At 68.9% G+C, this 14,121-nt stretch carries 14 protein-coding genes; 4 read left to right on the forward strand and 10 right to left on the reverse strand.

Annotated elements, in window-relative coordinates; all coding sequences use genetic code 11:
* Nucleotides 1-3: 3 nt before the first annotated feature.
* Complete coding sequence (locus tag RS883_RS03925; RefSeq protein ID WP_315762880.1) at nt 4-300, forward strand: hypothetical protein; 297 nt, start codon at nt 4-6, stop codon at nt 298-300.
* 250 nt (nt 301-550) lie between these two features.
* Here RS883_RS03925 and RS883_RS03930 read toward each other — a convergent pair whose 3' ends face one another.
* From RS883_RS03930 to RS883_RS03970, 9 genes are all read right to left on the reverse strand, one after another.
* Nucleotides 551-2,020 carry an efflux transporter outer membrane subunit gene (locus RS883_RS03930; protein ID WP_315762882.1) on the reverse strand — a complete coding sequence of 490 codons (1,470 nt, stop codon included), beginning with the start codon at nt 2,018-2,020 and terminating at the stop codon, nt 551-553.
* Nucleotides 2,017-5,217, reverse strand: coding sequence for an efflux RND transporter permease subunit (locus tag RS883_RS03935; RefSeq protein WP_315762884.1), 3,201 nt, complete (start codon nt 5,215-5,217; stop codon nt 2,017-2,019). Before RS883_RS03935 ends, RS883_RS03930 begins: the two co-directional genes overlap by 4 nt.
* A 6-nt stretch (nt 5,218-5,223) precedes the next feature.
* A complete protein-coding gene (locus tag RS883_RS03940) occupies nt 5,224-6,405 on the reverse strand; it encodes an efflux RND transporter periplasmic adaptor subunit (RefSeq protein ID WP_315764958.1) in 1,182 nt (393 codons plus the stop codon).
* A 233-nt stretch (nt 6,406-6,638) separates the two neighbouring features.
* Nucleotides 6,639-7,181 carry a GNAT family N-acetyltransferase gene (locus RS883_RS03945; RefSeq protein WP_315762886.1) on the reverse strand — a complete coding sequence of 181 codons (543 nt, stop codon included), beginning with the start codon at nt 7,179-7,181 and terminating at the stop codon, nt 6,639-6,641.
* Nucleotides 7,178-7,597 carry a 6,7-dimethyl-8-ribityllumazine synthase gene (ribH, locus tag RS883_RS03950; protein ID WP_315762888.1) on the reverse strand — a complete coding sequence of 140 codons (420 nt, stop codon included), beginning with the start codon at nt 7,595-7,597 and terminating at the stop codon, nt 7,178-7,180. Before ribH ends, RS883_RS03945 begins: the two co-directional genes overlap by 4 nt.
* Nucleotides 7,597-8,739 (reverse strand): 3,4-dihydroxy-2-butanone-4-phosphate synthase, encoded by a 1,143-nt coding sequence (gene ribB / locus RS883_RS03955; protein WP_315762890.1) that lies wholly within the window; start codon nt 8,737-8,739, stop codon nt 7,597-7,599. Before ribB ends, ribH begins: the two co-directional genes overlap by 1 nt.
* Complete coding sequence (locus RS883_RS03960; RefSeq protein WP_315762892.1) at nt 8,726-9,334, reverse strand: riboflavin synthase; 609 nt, start codon at nt 9,332-9,334, stop codon at nt 8,726-8,728. The genes ribB and RS883_RS03960 overlap by 14 nt, the downstream gene beginning before the upstream one ends.
* Nucleotides 9,334-10,275: a bifunctional diaminohydroxyphosphoribosylaminopyrimidine deaminase/5-amino-6-(5-phosphoribosylamino)uracil reductase RibD gene (ribD, locus tag RS883_RS03965; RefSeq protein ID WP_315764961.1), complete on the reverse strand. Its 942-nt coding sequence runs from the start codon at nt 10,273-10,275 to the stop codon at nt 9,334-9,336. The genes RS883_RS03960 and ribD overlap by 1 nt, the downstream gene beginning before the upstream one ends.
* Nucleotides 10,276-10,292: 17 nt before the next feature.
* Complete coding sequence (locus tag RS883_RS03970; RefSeq protein ID WP_315762894.1) at nt 10,293-10,643, reverse strand: hypothetical protein; 351 nt, start codon at nt 10,641-10,643, stop codon at nt 10,293-10,295.
* Nucleotides 10,644-10,775: 132 nt separating this feature from the next.
* On the opposite strand from RS883_RS03970, the gene RS883_RS03975 reads away from it, so the two are divergent.
* Together RS883_RS03975 and feoB are read left to right on the forward strand one after the other, a co-directional pair.
* Nucleotides 10,776-11,030, forward strand: coding sequence for a FeoA family protein (locus RS883_RS03975; protein ID WP_315762896.1), 255 nt, complete (start codon nt 10,776-10,778; stop codon nt 11,028-11,030).
* Between the two features lie 3 nt (nt 11,031-11,033).
* Entirely contained in the window at nt 11,034-12,890 is a 1,857-nt protein-coding gene (gene feoB, locus RS883_RS03980) for a ferrous iron transporter B (protein WP_315762898.1), read from the forward strand.
* A 124-nt stretch (nt 12,891-13,014) separates the two neighbouring features.
* Here feoB and RS883_RS03985 read toward each other — a convergent pair whose 3' ends face one another.
* Complete coding sequence (locus RS883_RS03985; RefSeq protein ID WP_409977409.1) at nt 13,015-13,992, reverse strand: alpha/beta fold hydrolase; 978 nt, start codon at nt 13,990-13,992, stop codon at nt 13,015-13,017.
* Here RS883_RS03985 and RS883_RS17130 point away from each other — a divergent pair.
* Complete coding sequence (locus tag RS883_RS17130) at nt 13,939-14,085, forward strand: hypothetical protein (RefSeq protein WP_409977388.1); 147 nt, start codon at nt 13,939-13,941, stop codon at nt 14,083-14,085. The genes RS883_RS03985 and RS883_RS17130 overlap by 54 nt on opposite strands.
* Nucleotides 14,086-14,121: the final 36 nt, after the last annotated feature.

Genomic DNA, 14,121 nt, shown 5'->3' on the forward strand with positions numbered 1-14,121 from the left:
AAAATGGCGGATGTCGACGGCAAGTGGAACGTCACGGTCAAGTCGCCGCTGGGTGACCAGCAGGCGACGCTGGACGTGCAGAGCGCGGGCGACAGTTTCTCCGGCACCTTTGCCGGCGGCATGGGCACCAGCCAGGTCAACGGCGCGCTCTCGGGCGACACGATGACGTGGAAGATGGACATTACCGTGCCGATGCCGATGACGCTCGATTGCGAGGCGCAGGTGTCCGGTGACAGCCTAGACGGCAAGGTCACCGCCGGCGCGTTCGGCAGCTTCCCGCTGACGGGGACGCGCGTTTAAGTTTCGGTTGTGCTCTCGCGCAGGCGGGAGCCCAGGGCGGCAGGCGAACGCGTTTGTGGCTCTGGGCTCCCGCCTGCGCGGGAGCACGGCTCTCTACGCGTCACGCTCAGTCAACGTGACGAGAGCCGCAACCAATCCGTTCGTGCTGAGCTTGTCGAAGCACGTGCCTCAAACGCATCGCCCGTGACACGTCCTTCGACAAGCCGGTCCTGAGCTTGTCGAAGGGCTCAGGACGAACGGGGGAGGGGCCTTACCGCTCGCCCCTCAGCGCCTCACCCGCGCGCGGGTTTTCCGGCGGGCCGTCGAGTGCCTCCGGCACCAGTTCCCCGCCGCCCAGCGAGCGATAGAGCTCCACCAGATTGTTCGCACGGATCAGCCGCGCCGAGGCGAGCGAGCGGCGCGCATTGTAGAGCGTGCGCTGCGCGTCGAGCGTGTTGAGGAACGGGTCGATCCCCTCGCGATAGCGCGCGTCCGACAGCCGCAGCGTGTCCGCCGCCGCCTCGACCAGGCCCTGCTGCGCGCGAAGCTGGTCGGCGATGACGGCGCGGCGGGCGAGCGCGTCGGCGACTTCGCGGAACGCCGTCTGGATCGTCTGGCGATACTGTGCGACCGATGCGTCGCGCCGCGCGCGCACGCTTTCCAGATTGCCGGTCAGCGCGCCGCCCTGAAAGATCGGCGCGTTGACGTCCGCCGCGCCGTTCCAGATCAGCCGGTCGCCGGTGAACAGCGAGCCGAGCGCATTGCTGGCGAAGCCAACGAGCCCGGTCAGGCTGATCGACGGGAAGAAGGCCGCGCGCGCCGCGCCGATCCGCGCATTGGCGGCGCGCAGCGTGTATTCCGCCTGCACGACATCGGGCCGCGCGAGCAGGATGCGCGAGTCGAGCCCGGCGGGCACGTCGGCGATCAGCGGTTCGGCCGCCTCGATGGAGGCTGGTAGTTCGGCGTCGGTGACGGGCGCGCCGACGAGCAGCTCGAGCGCATTGCGATCCTGCTGGACGAGCGCGGTCAGGTCCGCGCGATCGGCCTCTGCCTGGCGGAGGATCGTCTCGGCCTGGCGAAGGTCGGTGCGCGCGGCGATGCCGCCGTTGACGCGCGCGCGGGTGAGGGTGACGGTCCGTTCGGCGCTCGCCAGCGTCTCGTTGGCGATGGCGAGCAGGCTGCGATCGTTGGCGAGCGTGTAATAGGCGCCGGCCGTCTCGCCGACCAGCGTCAGCCGCGCGGCGCGCACGCCCGCGACGGTGCCGAGATATTCGGCCAGCGCGGCGTTCGATTGCGAGCGGATCCGGCCGAACAGGTCGATCTCGAACGCGCTGAGGCCGAGTTGGGCATTGTACTGCTCGGTGACGCTGCCGCCATTGGCGCCCAGGCCCTGCGCCGCCCCGCGGTTGCGCGCGATCGAGGCACCGGCATTGGCGTCAATCGCCGGCAGGAAATCGGCGCGCGCGACGCGAAGCTGGCCGCGTGCCTCACGGACATTGGCGAGCGCGACCTGAAGGTTCTGGTTGTTGGCGAGCGCGCGCTCGATGATCGCGATCAGGCGCGGGTCGCGAAAGATCTCGCGATAGCCGACCGGCTGCGCGCCGGTGGCGGGAAGCGGTGCGCGATCGCCAGGAGTGACGGGAAAGGCGCCCGGCACCGCCGGCGAGGGCCGCTGATAGGCGGGCTCGAGACTACAGGCGGCGACCAGCGGCAGCGCGAGGAGGGGAAGGCGGCGGATCATGTCGTGGCAGGCCTTTCGTCGCCCTCGCCGGCGTCCTTCTCGCGCCGCGCGGCCTCCGCTTCCTCGGCGCCATGGACCTTGCCGCCGAACAGCTTGCGGACGAGGACATAGAAGAGCGGCACGAAGAAGATGGCGAGCACGGTGGCGGCGATCATGCCGCCGATCACCGCGGTGCCGATCGCGACGCGGCTTGCCGCGCCAGCGCCGGTCGAGATGGCGAGCGGGACGACGCCGAAGATGAAGGCGAAGCTGGTCATCAGGATGGGGCGAAGGCGAAGGCGCGCAGCCTCCAGCGAGGCTTCCATGGGGCTCATCCCCTCCCGCTCCGCCTGTTCGGCGAACTCGACGATCAGGATGGCGTTCTTTGCCGACAGACCCATGGTGGTGAGCAGGCCGACCTGGAAATAGACGTCGTTCTCGAGACCGCGGAGCCACACCGCGATTGCTGCGCCGAGCAGGCCGAGCGGCACCACCAGCAGCACCGAGAAGGGCACCGACCAGCTCTCATAGAGTGCGGCGAGGCAGAGGAAGACGACGAGGATCGACAGGCCGTAGAGGAGCGGCGCCTGTCCGCCCGACAGCCGCTCCTGATACGAAAGGTCGGACCAGGCGACGCTGACGCCCTGCATCTGGCCGACCAGTTCCTCCATCCGGTCCATCGCCGCGCCCGAGCTCTCGCCCTGGCCGGGCTCGCCCTGGATCTGATAGGCGGGCTGACCCTGGAAGCGGGCGAGCACGGTGGGCGCGACGCCCCAATCGGCGCGGGCGAAGCTGGTGAACGGCGCCATCTGGCCGTTGGCACCGCGAACGAACCAGTTGGACAGGTCCTCTGGCCGCGCGCGATAGCCGGCATCGCCCTGGACGAACACGCGCTTCACGCGGCCGCGATCGACGAAGTCGTTGACGTACACGCCGCCCCAGGCCGCCGACAGCGTCTGGTCGACCTGATTGGCGTTGAGGCCGAGCGCGCCGAGCTTGGCCTGATCGATCTGCACCTCCAGCGTCGGCACGTCGGGCAGCTCGTTCTGGCGGACATTGGTCAGCAGCGGATCGGCGGAGGCGGCGGCGAGAAGCTCGTCACGGCGCGCCTTGAACGTCTCGCGGTCGAGGCCGCCGGTGTTGAGCAGCTGGAGCGTGAAACCGCCCGCCTGACCCAGGCCGCGGACGGGCGGTGGGTTCAATGCGAAGAACTGGACGTCGCGAAGGCCGCGCAGCGCCTGCGTCGCCTGGCGCGTGATCGTCTGCGCGCTGTTCTCGGCGCCCTCGCGCTCGCCCCAGGGTGCCAGCGCGATGAACCCGCGGCCGGCATTCTGGCCGGCGCCGCCCGGTCCCGATCCGCTGATCGTATAGACGATGTCGACATTGTCCTTGGCCGGACCCATGAAGTACTTCTCGATCGCCTGCGCAGCGGCGAGCGTGCGCTCCTGCGTGGCGCCGGCGGGCAACGTGTACTGGATCTGCGCGCGGCCCTGGTCCTCGCTCGGCAGGAAGCTGGTCGGCAGGCCCATGAAGACGAGCACGAACAGCGCGCACAGCCCGGCATAGACGACGAGCGCGAGAACGCGGCGGCCGAACACCCACTTCACGGCGTCGCGGTACTTGCGCGATGTCTTGTCGAAGCCCGAGTTGAACTTCTCGCCGAACTTCTTGACCCAGCGGCCGACGCGATTGCGCGGCTCCTTCTTGTCGGCATGGGGCTTCAGCAGCGTCGCGGTCAGCGCCGGCGAGAGCACGAGCGCGACGACGACCGACAGGATCATCGAGGAGATGACGGTGATTGAGAACTGGCGATAGATTTCGCCCACCGAGCCGCCGAAGAACGCCATCGGCGCGAACACCGCCGACAGGACGAGCGCGATCGCGATCAGCGCGATCTGGATCTCGCCCATCGAGATGATCGTCGCCTCGCGCGGGCTCATCTCCGGGTTCTCCTCCATCACGCGCTCGACATTCTCGACGACGACGATCGCGTCGTCGACGAGCAGGCCGATGGAGAGGACGAGGCCGAACAGCGTCAGCGTGTTGATCGTGAAGCCGAAGATCGCGAGCACGCCGAACGTGCCGAGCAGCACCACCGGCACCGCGATCGCCGGGATCAGCGTCGCGCGCCAGCTTTGCAGGAACACGAACATGACGATGACGACGAGGATGATCGCCTCGATCAGCGTCTTCACGACTTCCTCGACCGACAGCTTGATGAAGGCGGTCGAATCGTTGGGATAGGCGAACTTGTAGCCCGGCGGGAACGAACCCGCCTGGCGCTCGACCTCGGCCTTCACCAGCTCGGCGGTCGCGAGCGCGTCGGCGCCCGGTGCGAGCTGGATAGCGATGCCGGCGCCCGGATGGCCGTTCAGGCGGCTGATCGTCGTGTAATTTTCCGCCCCCAGCTCGACGCGCGCGACGTCGGACAACAGCACGCGGCTACCGTCGGTCTGCGTCTTGACGATGATGTTGCGGAATTCCTCCGGCGTCTGGAGGCGCGACTTGGCCGTGACGGTCGCGTTGAGCATCTGTCCCGGCGGGGCGGGCTGCTGGCCGATCTGGCCGGCGGCGACCTGGGTGTTCTGCGCCTCGATCGCCGAGGTGACGTCGCTCGGCATGAGCTGGTACGAGGAGAGCGCATAGGGGTTGAGCCAGATGCGCATCGCGTACTGCGTGCCGAACACGTTGACGTCGCCGACGCCGGTGATGCGCCCCAGGCGATCTTGGAGGTTCGAGACGAGGAAGTCGGCGACGTCGATCGCGGTGGTCTTGTCGCTCTCGTCATAGACCGACACGACCATCAGGAAGTCGGCGTTCGACTTGGTGACGGTCAGGCCCTGCTGCTGCACCTGCGCGGGCAGGCGAGGCAGTGCCTGCTGCACCTTGTTCTGGACCTGCACCTGCGCGATGTCGGGGTCGGTCCCTTTCTCGAACGTCACGGTGACGCTGACCGAGCCCGCCGAGCTGGACGAGGACGAGAAGTAGATCAGCCCGTCGATGCCGGTCAGCTGCTGCTCGATCACCTGCGTGACCGAACTCTCGAGAATCTCGGCCGATGCGCCCGGGTAGTTGGCGCGGATGTTGACCTGTGGCGGGGCGATGTCGGGATATTGCTCGATCGGCAGCGAGAAGATGCTGCCCAGCCCCGCCAGCATGATGACGATCGCGATGACCCAGGCGAAGATCGGCCGGTCGATGAAGATGCGTGAGATCACGAGGGGTCAGCGCCCACCCTGGCCGGCACCGGCACCGCCGCTTCCACCGCCACCGCTTCCGCCGCCCTGACCGCCCTGCGGCTGCTGGCGCGGCGGCGAGCCGGCGGGGACGGGGCGCACCTGCGTACCCGGCTTCACGTTCGCGAGACCCTCGGTAATGACGCGCTCGCCGGGGCGAAGGCCCGCGGTGACCAGCCACTTGTCGCCGATCGTGCGGGTCGCGCGCACCTTGCGCTGCACCGCCTTGTTATCGGCGCCGATCACGAACACCGTCGCGTTGCCGCGCGCGTCGCGCGCGACGCCCGCCTGCGGGACGAGAATCGCTTCCTCCGCCGTCGCCTGGCTGAAGCGTGCGCGAACGTACATGCCGGGAAGCAGGATGCCCTCCGGATTGGGGAAGCTGGCGCGCAGCGTCACTGCGCCGGTGCCGGCATCGACCATCGCCTCGGCGAACTGGAGCGTGCCAACCTGGCCATAGTCGCTGCCGTCCTCCAGGCTGAGGCGGACCTCGGCCGAGGAGGGAATCACGCCGTCGGTGGCGAGCGCGCGGCGAAGCTGGAGCAGCTCGGACGAGCTTTGCTGGATGTCGACGAAGATCGGGTCGAGGCGCTGGATCATCGCCAGCGGATCGGCCTGGTTGGTGGTGACGAGCGCGCCGGTCGTGAACAGGCTGCGACCGATGCGTCCGGTGATCGGCGCGGGCACGTCGGTGAACTTCAGGTTGATGCGCGCGGTCTCCAGCTGCGCCTGGTTCTGACGCACCTGCGCCGCCGCCTGCCGAGCCGCCGCCACCGCGTCGGTATAGTCCTGCTTGGCGACCGCCTCGATCTCCGCCAGCGGGCGGAAGCGGTCCGCGCGCGCGGTAGTGGCGACGCGATTGGCCTCCGCATTGGCGACGTTGGCGACCGCCTCGTTCACCGCGGCGCGATAGAGGCGCGGGTCGATGCGGTAGAGCGTCTGCCCCTTGCGCACGATGCTCCCCTCGGTGAACAGCCGCGCCTGGATGACGCCGGACACCTGCGGGCGCACCTGGCTGGTTTCATAAGCGGCGGTGCGGCCGGCAAGCTCGCTGACCAGCGGCACGGCTTCGCTCTTCATCACCACGAAGCCGACTTCGGGCGGGCCGCTGCGCCCCTTGCCCTTGGCTTTGTCGCTTTCCTCGCCGCCGCCCGAGCAGGCGGCCAGCATCAGGATGAGCGGCAGGATGGAGGTCTGGACGCTTCGCAAGGCGGACTTTCCGAAAAGAGCGGGCAAGGGGCTGAGTCGCTTGAGACCGCGAACCCGCGCGTCGCGGAACGGCTCACGCGGCGGACGGGTTCCGGTCGGTTCCGGACTATGTCGCTGCTTTCGCTGCATCGCGCAACGGTGCGATTTGTCGCAAAGTTTGTCACGGTGGACGAATGACTAGGCCGGGGTGGGCCTCAGCCGCGGCGGCGTGCCTTCCACTCGGCCGCGGTCTGGCCCCAGGCATGGACGGGAAAGTCGGCAAGCGGCGGGGGCAGGCGCGTCGGGCCGCGGTTCCGCGAGCCGAGCCGCTCGGCCAGCGCGATCGAGCGCGTGTTGGCCGGATCGATGGTGTGGATGATGTCGGTCCAGCCGAGCCGGTCGACCGCGAAGTCCATGCACGCGACCGCCGCCTCATGTGCATAGCCGCGCCCGGCAAAGGCGGGGTGGACGCCCCAGCCGATCTCGGTGCCCGGCCAGCCCTCCGGCTGCCACGGGCCGATCCGGCCGACCCAGGCACCGCCGTCGCGCTCGATCACGGAGAACATCGAAAAGCCGCGCACGTCCCACGCCCCGCGCCGCATTGCAAAGTCGCGCCACGCAACTTCCTGCGCCATCGCGCCGCCCAGGAAGCGCATCGTCTCCGGCGCCGCGGCCATCGCGGCCCAGGCGTCGAAATCCTGCGGCTCGGGCAGTCGGAGGATCAGCCGGTCGGTCTGGAGGACCGGCCCCGTCGTCACGCGAAGCGTTCGCGAAGCGCCATCAGCGCGAGCGCGGCCTTGGCCGCTTCGCCGCCCTTGTCCTTTTGCGCCGGATCGGCGCGAACCAACGCTTGCGCCTCGTTCTCGACGGTGAGGATGCCGTTTCCGATGGCGAGGCCGTCCATCGTCATGGCGAGGATGCCGCGCGCGCTTTCGCCCGCGACGATCTCGAAATGATAGGTCTCGCCGCGGATCACGACGCCGATCGCGACATAGCCGTCATAAAGCCCCGACTGGTCCGCCAGGGCGATCGCGGCGGGGATCTCGAGCGCGCCGGGGACGGTCACCGTCTCCGACGTGTGTCCCGCCGCCTTGATCGCGGCGCGAGCGCCGGCGATCAGCATGTCGTTCAGATGGTCGTAGAAGCGCGCCTCGACGATCAGGAGCTTGGCCATCAGGCGTCCTCTTCCGGGGTGATCGGCCGCTCGCCGACGATCGACAGGCCATAGCCCTCGAGCCCGACGAGCGTGTGGTGGGTATTGGTGAGGAGGATCATCTCCTCGACGCCCATCTCGGTCAGGATCATCGCGCCGACGCCATAGTCGCGCAATTCGTCCATGTCGGCCGGCGCCAGCTTGCCCTCGCGCGCCATCAGCGCGGTAGTGAAGGCGTCGCTGCGCGGCTTGTTGATGACGACGATGACGCCTGCGCCCTCTTCGCCGATGATCTCCATCGAGCGGCGGAGAAGCGACCCGCGCTGCCCCGCCTCACCGAACAGGTCGGGAAGGGGGGAAAGCGCATGCATGCGGACGAGGGTCGGCGCAGTCGGGTCGATGCGGCCCTTGACCAGCGCGATCTGCTCGGTTCCCTGCGCACGGTTCCAATAGGTGATCGCCCGCCACTCGCCGCCCCAGGCGCTCTCGAAGCGCGTCTCGGCACGCTTCTCGACAAGGTGGTCGTAGCGGCGGCGATAGGCGATCAGGTCTCGGATCGTGCCGATCTTGAGATTGTGGAACTGCGCGAAGGAGACGAGATCGTCGAGGCGGGCCATCGTCCCGTCCTCCTTCATGATCTCGCAGATCACGCCCGACGGGTTGAGCCCGGCCAGGCGCGAGACGTCGACCGCCGCTTCGGTATGGCCGGCGCGGACCAGTACGCCGCCCTCGCGCGCGACCAGCGGGAAGACGTGCCCGGGCGTGGTGATCGCCTCCGGCCCTTGGCTGGCGTCGATCGCAACCGAGACGGTGCGCGCACGATCGGCGGCGGAGATGCCGGTGGTGACGCCCTTCACCGCCTCGATCGAGACGGTGAAGGCGGTCTGGTGGCGCGTGCCGTTGGCGGCGCTCATCAGCGGCAGGCCGAGCTGGTCGACGCGCGTCTTGGTCATGGCGAGGCAGATCAGCCCGCGGCCATGCGTCGCCATGAAGTTGATCGCGGCGGGCGTCGCCATCTGAGCCGGGATGACGAGGTCGCCTTCATTCTCTCGGTCCTCGTCGTCGACGAGGATGAACATGCGGCCGTTGCGCGCCTCGTCGATGATCTCCTCGGGCGAGGAGAGGAAGGCATGGCGGAGGCGGGCGACTTCAGGCTGCGGCACGGGCCTGTTCCATGCGCTGGAGGTAACGGGCGAGCACGTCGATCTCGAGATTGACGGCAACGCCTGCCTTGAGGTCGGCAAAGGTCGTGACCTCGGCCGTGTGCGGAATGATGTTGAGGCCGAAGCGGACGCCATCGGCGCGATCCTCGACCGAGTTGACGGTCAGCGACACGCCGTCGACGGTGATCGAGCCCTTGGCAGCCACATAGGGGGCAAGGTCACGCGGCGCGTCGATGGTGATGCGAAGGCTGCCACCCTCGGGCTCGACCGACGCGATCGTGCCGACGGCATCGACATGGCCGGTGACGATGTGCCCGCCCAACTCGTCGCCCAGCCGCAGCGCGCGCTCCAGGTTGAGGCGGCGGCCCGCGGTCCACATGCCGTCGGCCGTGCGCGACACACTTTCGGCCGACACGTCGAAGGCGAGGCGGTTCGGCGCCTTGTCGACGACGGTCAGGCAGACGCCCGAGCAGGCGACGGACGCGCCGAGGTCGATGGCGAGCGTGTCATAGGCGGTGGCGACGGTAACGCGCAGGTCGCCGCGGCTCTCGACGGCCTCGATCCGGCCGACATCGGTGACGATTCCGGTAAACATCAGGCGCGCCCGTACACCTCCAGCGTATCGACGCCAAGCGTCCGGCGATCCTGCTGGCGCCAGCGTCCGTGTGCGTCCCCAAGCGCGGACAGACCGATGTCGCCGAGCGTGCGCGCGGCGCCGATCAGGATGGGTGCGCGATAGAGGAGGAGGCGGTCGACCAAATCCGCCTTCAGGAACGCCGCGGCGGTCGCTGCGCCGCCTTCGACCATCAAATGGTCGCCGGGCAGGCCGGCGATGTCGGCGGGTTCGCGGATCGTCAGCCAACCTGGCGGCGTATCGGCCCGGCGGCTGAGCAGGACGCGGGTCGGCGACTGCGCCTGGAGGCCAGGCAGCCGCACGTCGAGCGAGGGCGTATCCGCAGTGAGCGTGCCGGCACCCACCAGGATGAGCTCATGCCGGCTGCGTTCCAGATGCGCGTGCGCCCTCGCTTCCGGGCCGGTGATCCACTGGCTGCGCCCGTCGGCCATCGACACGCCGCCATCCAGCGACAGCGCGAGCTTGAGCGTGACATGGGGACGGCCGAGCCGCTGGCAGGTGAGGAAGCCGGCGATGCGATCCCTCGCTTCTGCCTCGCGCACGCCGCTGACCACGGCAATGCCGGCGTCGGAGAGCCGGGCTAGGCCCTGACCATCGGTGCGCGGATCGGGGTCGCGCAGGGCGGCGACGACTCGCGCGATGCCCGACGCGACCAGAAGATCGGCGCAGGCGGGGCCGCGGGGGGAGGTGTGCGCGCAGGGTTCGAGCGTGACATAGGCGGTGGCGCCGCGCGCCGCCTCACCCGCTTCGGCGAGCGCCATCGCCTCGGCATGCGGGCGGCCGGTCGGCTGGGTCCAGCCGCGGCCGACGACGCGGCCCTTCCTGACGATCACGCAGCCGACGCTGGGATTAGGGGATGTCCGGCCGCGACCGCGCGTCGCCAGCGCGAGCGCCGCCCCCATCCAGCGCTCGTCCTCGATCAAAGGCCCCAGCGCTCCAGCTTGTCGTTCAGGCGCTTGAACTCGGCCTTGCGCTCTTCCTGCCTGGCCTTGAACTCGGCGCGCAGCCGGTCTTCCTTGACCTTGTCGATCGCCTGCTGCGCCTTGATCTGCTCATCGGTCCGATCCGCCGACCAGCTCTGGAAATAGGTGATCTCGGGCCGCTTGTACGGCCGCTCCATCTTCGAGTCGGCATAGAAGCCGAGGATGACGATCGCGGTGACGATGATCGCCAGCGCAAGAAAGCCGAGCTCGTAGGGCTGGCGATAGGAGAGGAACAGCCGAAGGTCGCGCCAGGCGCGCATCGGCGAGAAGCGGGCAAGAAGGCTCATGCACGAGAGATAGGGCTTTCGGGTGCGGGGGGCCAGTGTCGGTGTTCCGCGCCCCCGCCCGGCCGGTCCGCAACCGGCGGTTCGCGCATTAGGGGGCTGGCGCATCGCGGTCCTAATTGATAATCGCTCGCAATGCTTTCTCCCACGCTCAGTCTCGTCCAGCTCTCACGCGATGCCCGCGCCGTCGTTCAGGCGGTCGATTGGCAATCGCTGTCGGTGCCCGAGGCGCGGCGGCTGCGCGAGCTTGGGCTCGACGAGGGTGTCGGCGTCGAGATGGTTCACCGCTCGGGTCTGGGCGGCGGACCTGTCGCCTGCCGGATCGGCCGCATGACCATCGCGCTTCGCCGCCACGTCGCCCGCGCGATCCACGTCGCGCCCGTTGCATAAGGCGTGCAAGCCGCACCCCTGATCGCGCTGGTCGGCAATCCCAATGCCGGCAAGTCCGCCCTGTTCAACGCGCTGACCGGCGCGCGGCAGAAGGTGGGCAATTATCCCGGCGTCACCGTCGAGCGGCATTCGGGCCGCCTTGCGCTCGCCGACGGGCGCCCCGCCGAGCTGATCGACCTGCCCGGCACCTACAGCCTCGATCCCGCAAGCCCCGACGAGCGCGTGACGCGCGACGTCGTGCTCGGCCGCTTGCCGGGCGAGCGGCGCCCCGACGCGCTGCTGGTCGTGGTCGATGCTGGCAATCTCGACAACCATCTGCGCTTCGTCCTCCAGCTCAAGACGCTTGGCATGCCGATCGTCGTCGCGCTCAACATGATCGATCTGGCCGAGCGCGACGGGCTGATGCTCGACGCCGGCAAGCTTTCGGAAGCGCTGGGCGTGCCCGTCGTCGCCACGGTGGCGGTGCGTCGCCGCGGCCTGGATGGCCTCCGCGAGCAGCTGGTCGAGGTGCTGCGCCGGATGCCGGTGGGACAGCGCGGCGAGACCCCGCCGCTTCCCGACATCGCGACGCTCCAGCGCGAGGCGCGCGGGCTGGCGCTGGCGGCGACGGTCAGCGAGACGCGCACGCGCCGCTTCGCGCACCGGCTGGACGGCGTGCTGCTGCACCCCGTCTGGGGCATGGGCGTGCTGCTGGCGCTGCTGTTCGTCATCTTTCAGGCGGTGTTCGCCTGGTCGGAGGTGCCGGTCGGCTGGATCGAGGAGGGGGTGGCGGCGCTTGGCACCGGCGTCGCCGGGCTGTTGCCGGAGGGGTTCGTCCGCTCGCTGATCGTCGAAGGCATCATCGCCGGCGTCGGTGCGGTGATCGTGTTCCTGCCGCCGATCCTGATCCTGTTCGGCTTCATCCTGCTGCTTGAGGCGTCGGGCTATATGGTCCGCGCGGCGTTCCTGATGGACCGGCTGATGGCGAGCGTCGGGCTGTCGGGGCGCGCATTCATCCCGCTGCTCTCCAGCTTCGCCTGCGCGGTGCCGGGGATCATGGCGACGCGAACGATCGACGACGAGAAGGACCGGCTGACGACGATCCTGATCGCGCCGCTGATGACCTGTTCGGCGCGGCTGCCCGTCTATACGATCATCATCGGCGCGTTCATCCCCGATCGGGCGGTAGGGCCGGGTGTCGGCTTGCAGGGGCTGGTGCTGTTCGGCCTCTACATCGCCGGGATCGCGGGCGCGTTCGTGGCGGCGCTGGCGCTGCGGCGGTCGGTAACCAAGGGGGCGTCGTCCGGCTTCATGCTGGAGATGCCGCGATATCAGTGGCCCAATTTGCGCGATTTCGCGATCGGCCTGTGGCAGCGCGCGGCGGCGTTCCTGAAGCGGGCTGGCACGATCATCCTGCTGACGACGGTGGTGCTCTGGGCGCTGCTGAGCTTCCCCAAGGCGCCTGAGGGCGTGAGCCAGACGGAGTATTCGGTCGCGGGGCGGATCGCCAGCGGGCTGGAGGTCGTCGTTCGGCCGATCGGCTTCAACCACGATATCGCGTTGGCGCTGATCCCGGCGATGGCGGCGCGCGAGGTCGCGGTGGCGGCGATCGGCACCGTCTATGCCGTTGACGATTCGGAAGGCGTCGGCGGACAGGCGACGATCCGCGAGCAGCTTCAGAAGCGGTGGAGCCTGGCGACGGCGCTCGCCTTCCTCGCCTGGTTCGTGTTCGCGCCGCAGTGCATCTCGACCATCGCGGTGACGCGGCGCGAGACCAATGGCTGGAAATGGCCGCTGTTCATGGTGGGGTATCTGTTTGCGGTGGCCTATGTCGCGGCGGGCGTGACCTACTGGATCGCGGTCTGGGCGGGGTTGGGATAGCACCCGACCGTTCGTGCTGAGTAGCCGTTGAGCGAAGTCGAAACGGCGTATCGAAGGACCGCCAAGGGTGCTTCGATACGCGACTTCGACAAGCTCAGCCGCTACTCAGCACGAACGGTGAGGATTATAAATCCGTGCGCGCCAGCAGCTCGCGCAAATCCTGTTCCCAGAAGCGCGCCCAGGTGTGGGTGCCGTGGCCCCGCGTTTCGGGCGTTTCCGCGATTATCCGAAAGCGGGCGTTCTTCATCCGCTTCACCGCTTCGGCCGGATAGGGGAGGCCGCGCGGGTTGATGAAGTCGTCGGCAGAGTTGATCCACATCACCGGCGCGGTGATCGCCTCCAGCCGCGGCCAGGGATCGTAGTTCCGCGAGGCGTCGAGCTGATAGATGAGGTCGTTGGCGTCGAGCGCGGCGATCGAGGCGGCGACGCGCTCCTGCGCATAGCTGCTCGCGGCCACGCGTGTCGGATAGGTGGCCTGTAGGTACAGGGGCGCGCCGCCCGCGACGAACAACAGGCTGGCGGCGGTGCGCAGTCCTGCGGCGGGCTGGGCGCGATAGTCGCCGCCGGTCCAGGCGGGATCGGCCTTGATCCCGTCGATCGCGAGTTGGCGCCACATCCGGTTGAGCCCGGCGATCGGCACCGGCTCGCACGCCATCGGCATCAATGCGCGGGCGAAGTTGGGATGGCGCTCGCCCATGACGAAGCCGTGCATGCACCCCATCGACGTGCCGAACACCAGCCGCGGACGCGCGATGCTCAGTCCTTCCTTCAGCAGCCGAACCTGTGCGTCGACCATGTCGTCATAATCATAGGCCGGAAAGCGCATCCGGAGACCGTCGGATGGCTTGGACGACCCGCCATGGCCGATATTGTCGATCAGGACGATCCAGTAGCGCTCGATGTCGAGCGGCTGGCCGGGACCATAGAGCCGGTCGGCGAATTGCGGCTGGAGGAACTGTTTGCCCGTGCCGCCGGTGCCGTGGAGCACGACCACGGCATTGTCGATCGCGCCCGTGGCGTCGCGATGCGGCTTGCCGAGCGTCGTATAATGCATGCGCAACTCGGCCATCCGCTCGCCGTTCGCGAAGCGGAAATCGCGCAGGACGTGGTCGGCTTCGCGGGTCGGCCATTTCGTCGGCGCGGGGCGGGCGCGGTGGTGGCCGCGGCGGGCGGGGGCTTGGCGGTCTGGCTGTAGGCGGCGCGGCTGCGAACGCGGCGGCGAGCAGCAGGG

Origin of the sequence: Sphingomonas sp. Y38-1Y, from assembly GCF_032391395.1 — a bacterium.
Lineage (GTDB): Bacteria > Pseudomonadota > Alphaproteobacteria > Sphingomonadales > Sphingomonadaceae > Sphingomonas.

Bases quoted from the DNA above. Each gene is read 5' to 3' on its own strand.
- ribD (WP_315764961.1), bottom strand. From the start codon at position 10,275: ATGGGGGCGGCGCTCGCGCTGGCGACGCGCGGTCGCGGCCGGACATCC.
- RS883_RS03960 (WP_315762892.1), bottom strand. From the start codon at position 9,334: ATGTTTACCGGAATCGTCACCGATGTCGGCCGGATCGAGGCCGTCGAG.
- RS883_RS03925 (WP_315762880.1), top strand. From the start codon at position 4: ATGGCGGATGTCGACGGCAAGTGGAACGTCACGGTCAAGTCGCCGCTG.
- RS883_RS03930 (WP_315762882.1), bottom strand. From the start codon at position 2,020: ATGATCCGCCGCCTTCCCCTCCTCGCGCTGCCGCTGGTCGCCGCCTGT.
- RS883_RS03940 (WP_315764958.1), bottom strand. From the start codon at position 6,405: ATGCTGGCCGCCTGCTCGGGCGGCGGCGAGGAAAGCGACAAAGCCAAG.
- RS883_RS17130 (WP_409977388.1), top strand. From the start codon at position 13,939: ATGCATGCGCAACTCGGCCATCCGCTCGCCGTTCGCGAAGCGGAAATC.
- ribH (WP_315762888.1), bottom strand. From the start codon at position 7,597: ATGGCCAAGCTCCTGATCGTCGAGGCGCGCTTCTACGACCATCTGAAC.
- RS883_RS03970 (WP_315762894.1), bottom strand. From the start codon at position 10,643: ATGAGCCTTCTTGCCCGCTTCTCGCCGATGCGCGCCTGGCGCGACCTT.
- RS883_RS03975 (WP_315762896.1), top strand. From the start codon at position 10,776: ATGCTTTCTCCCACGCTCAGTCTCGTCCAGCTCTCACGCGATGCCCGC.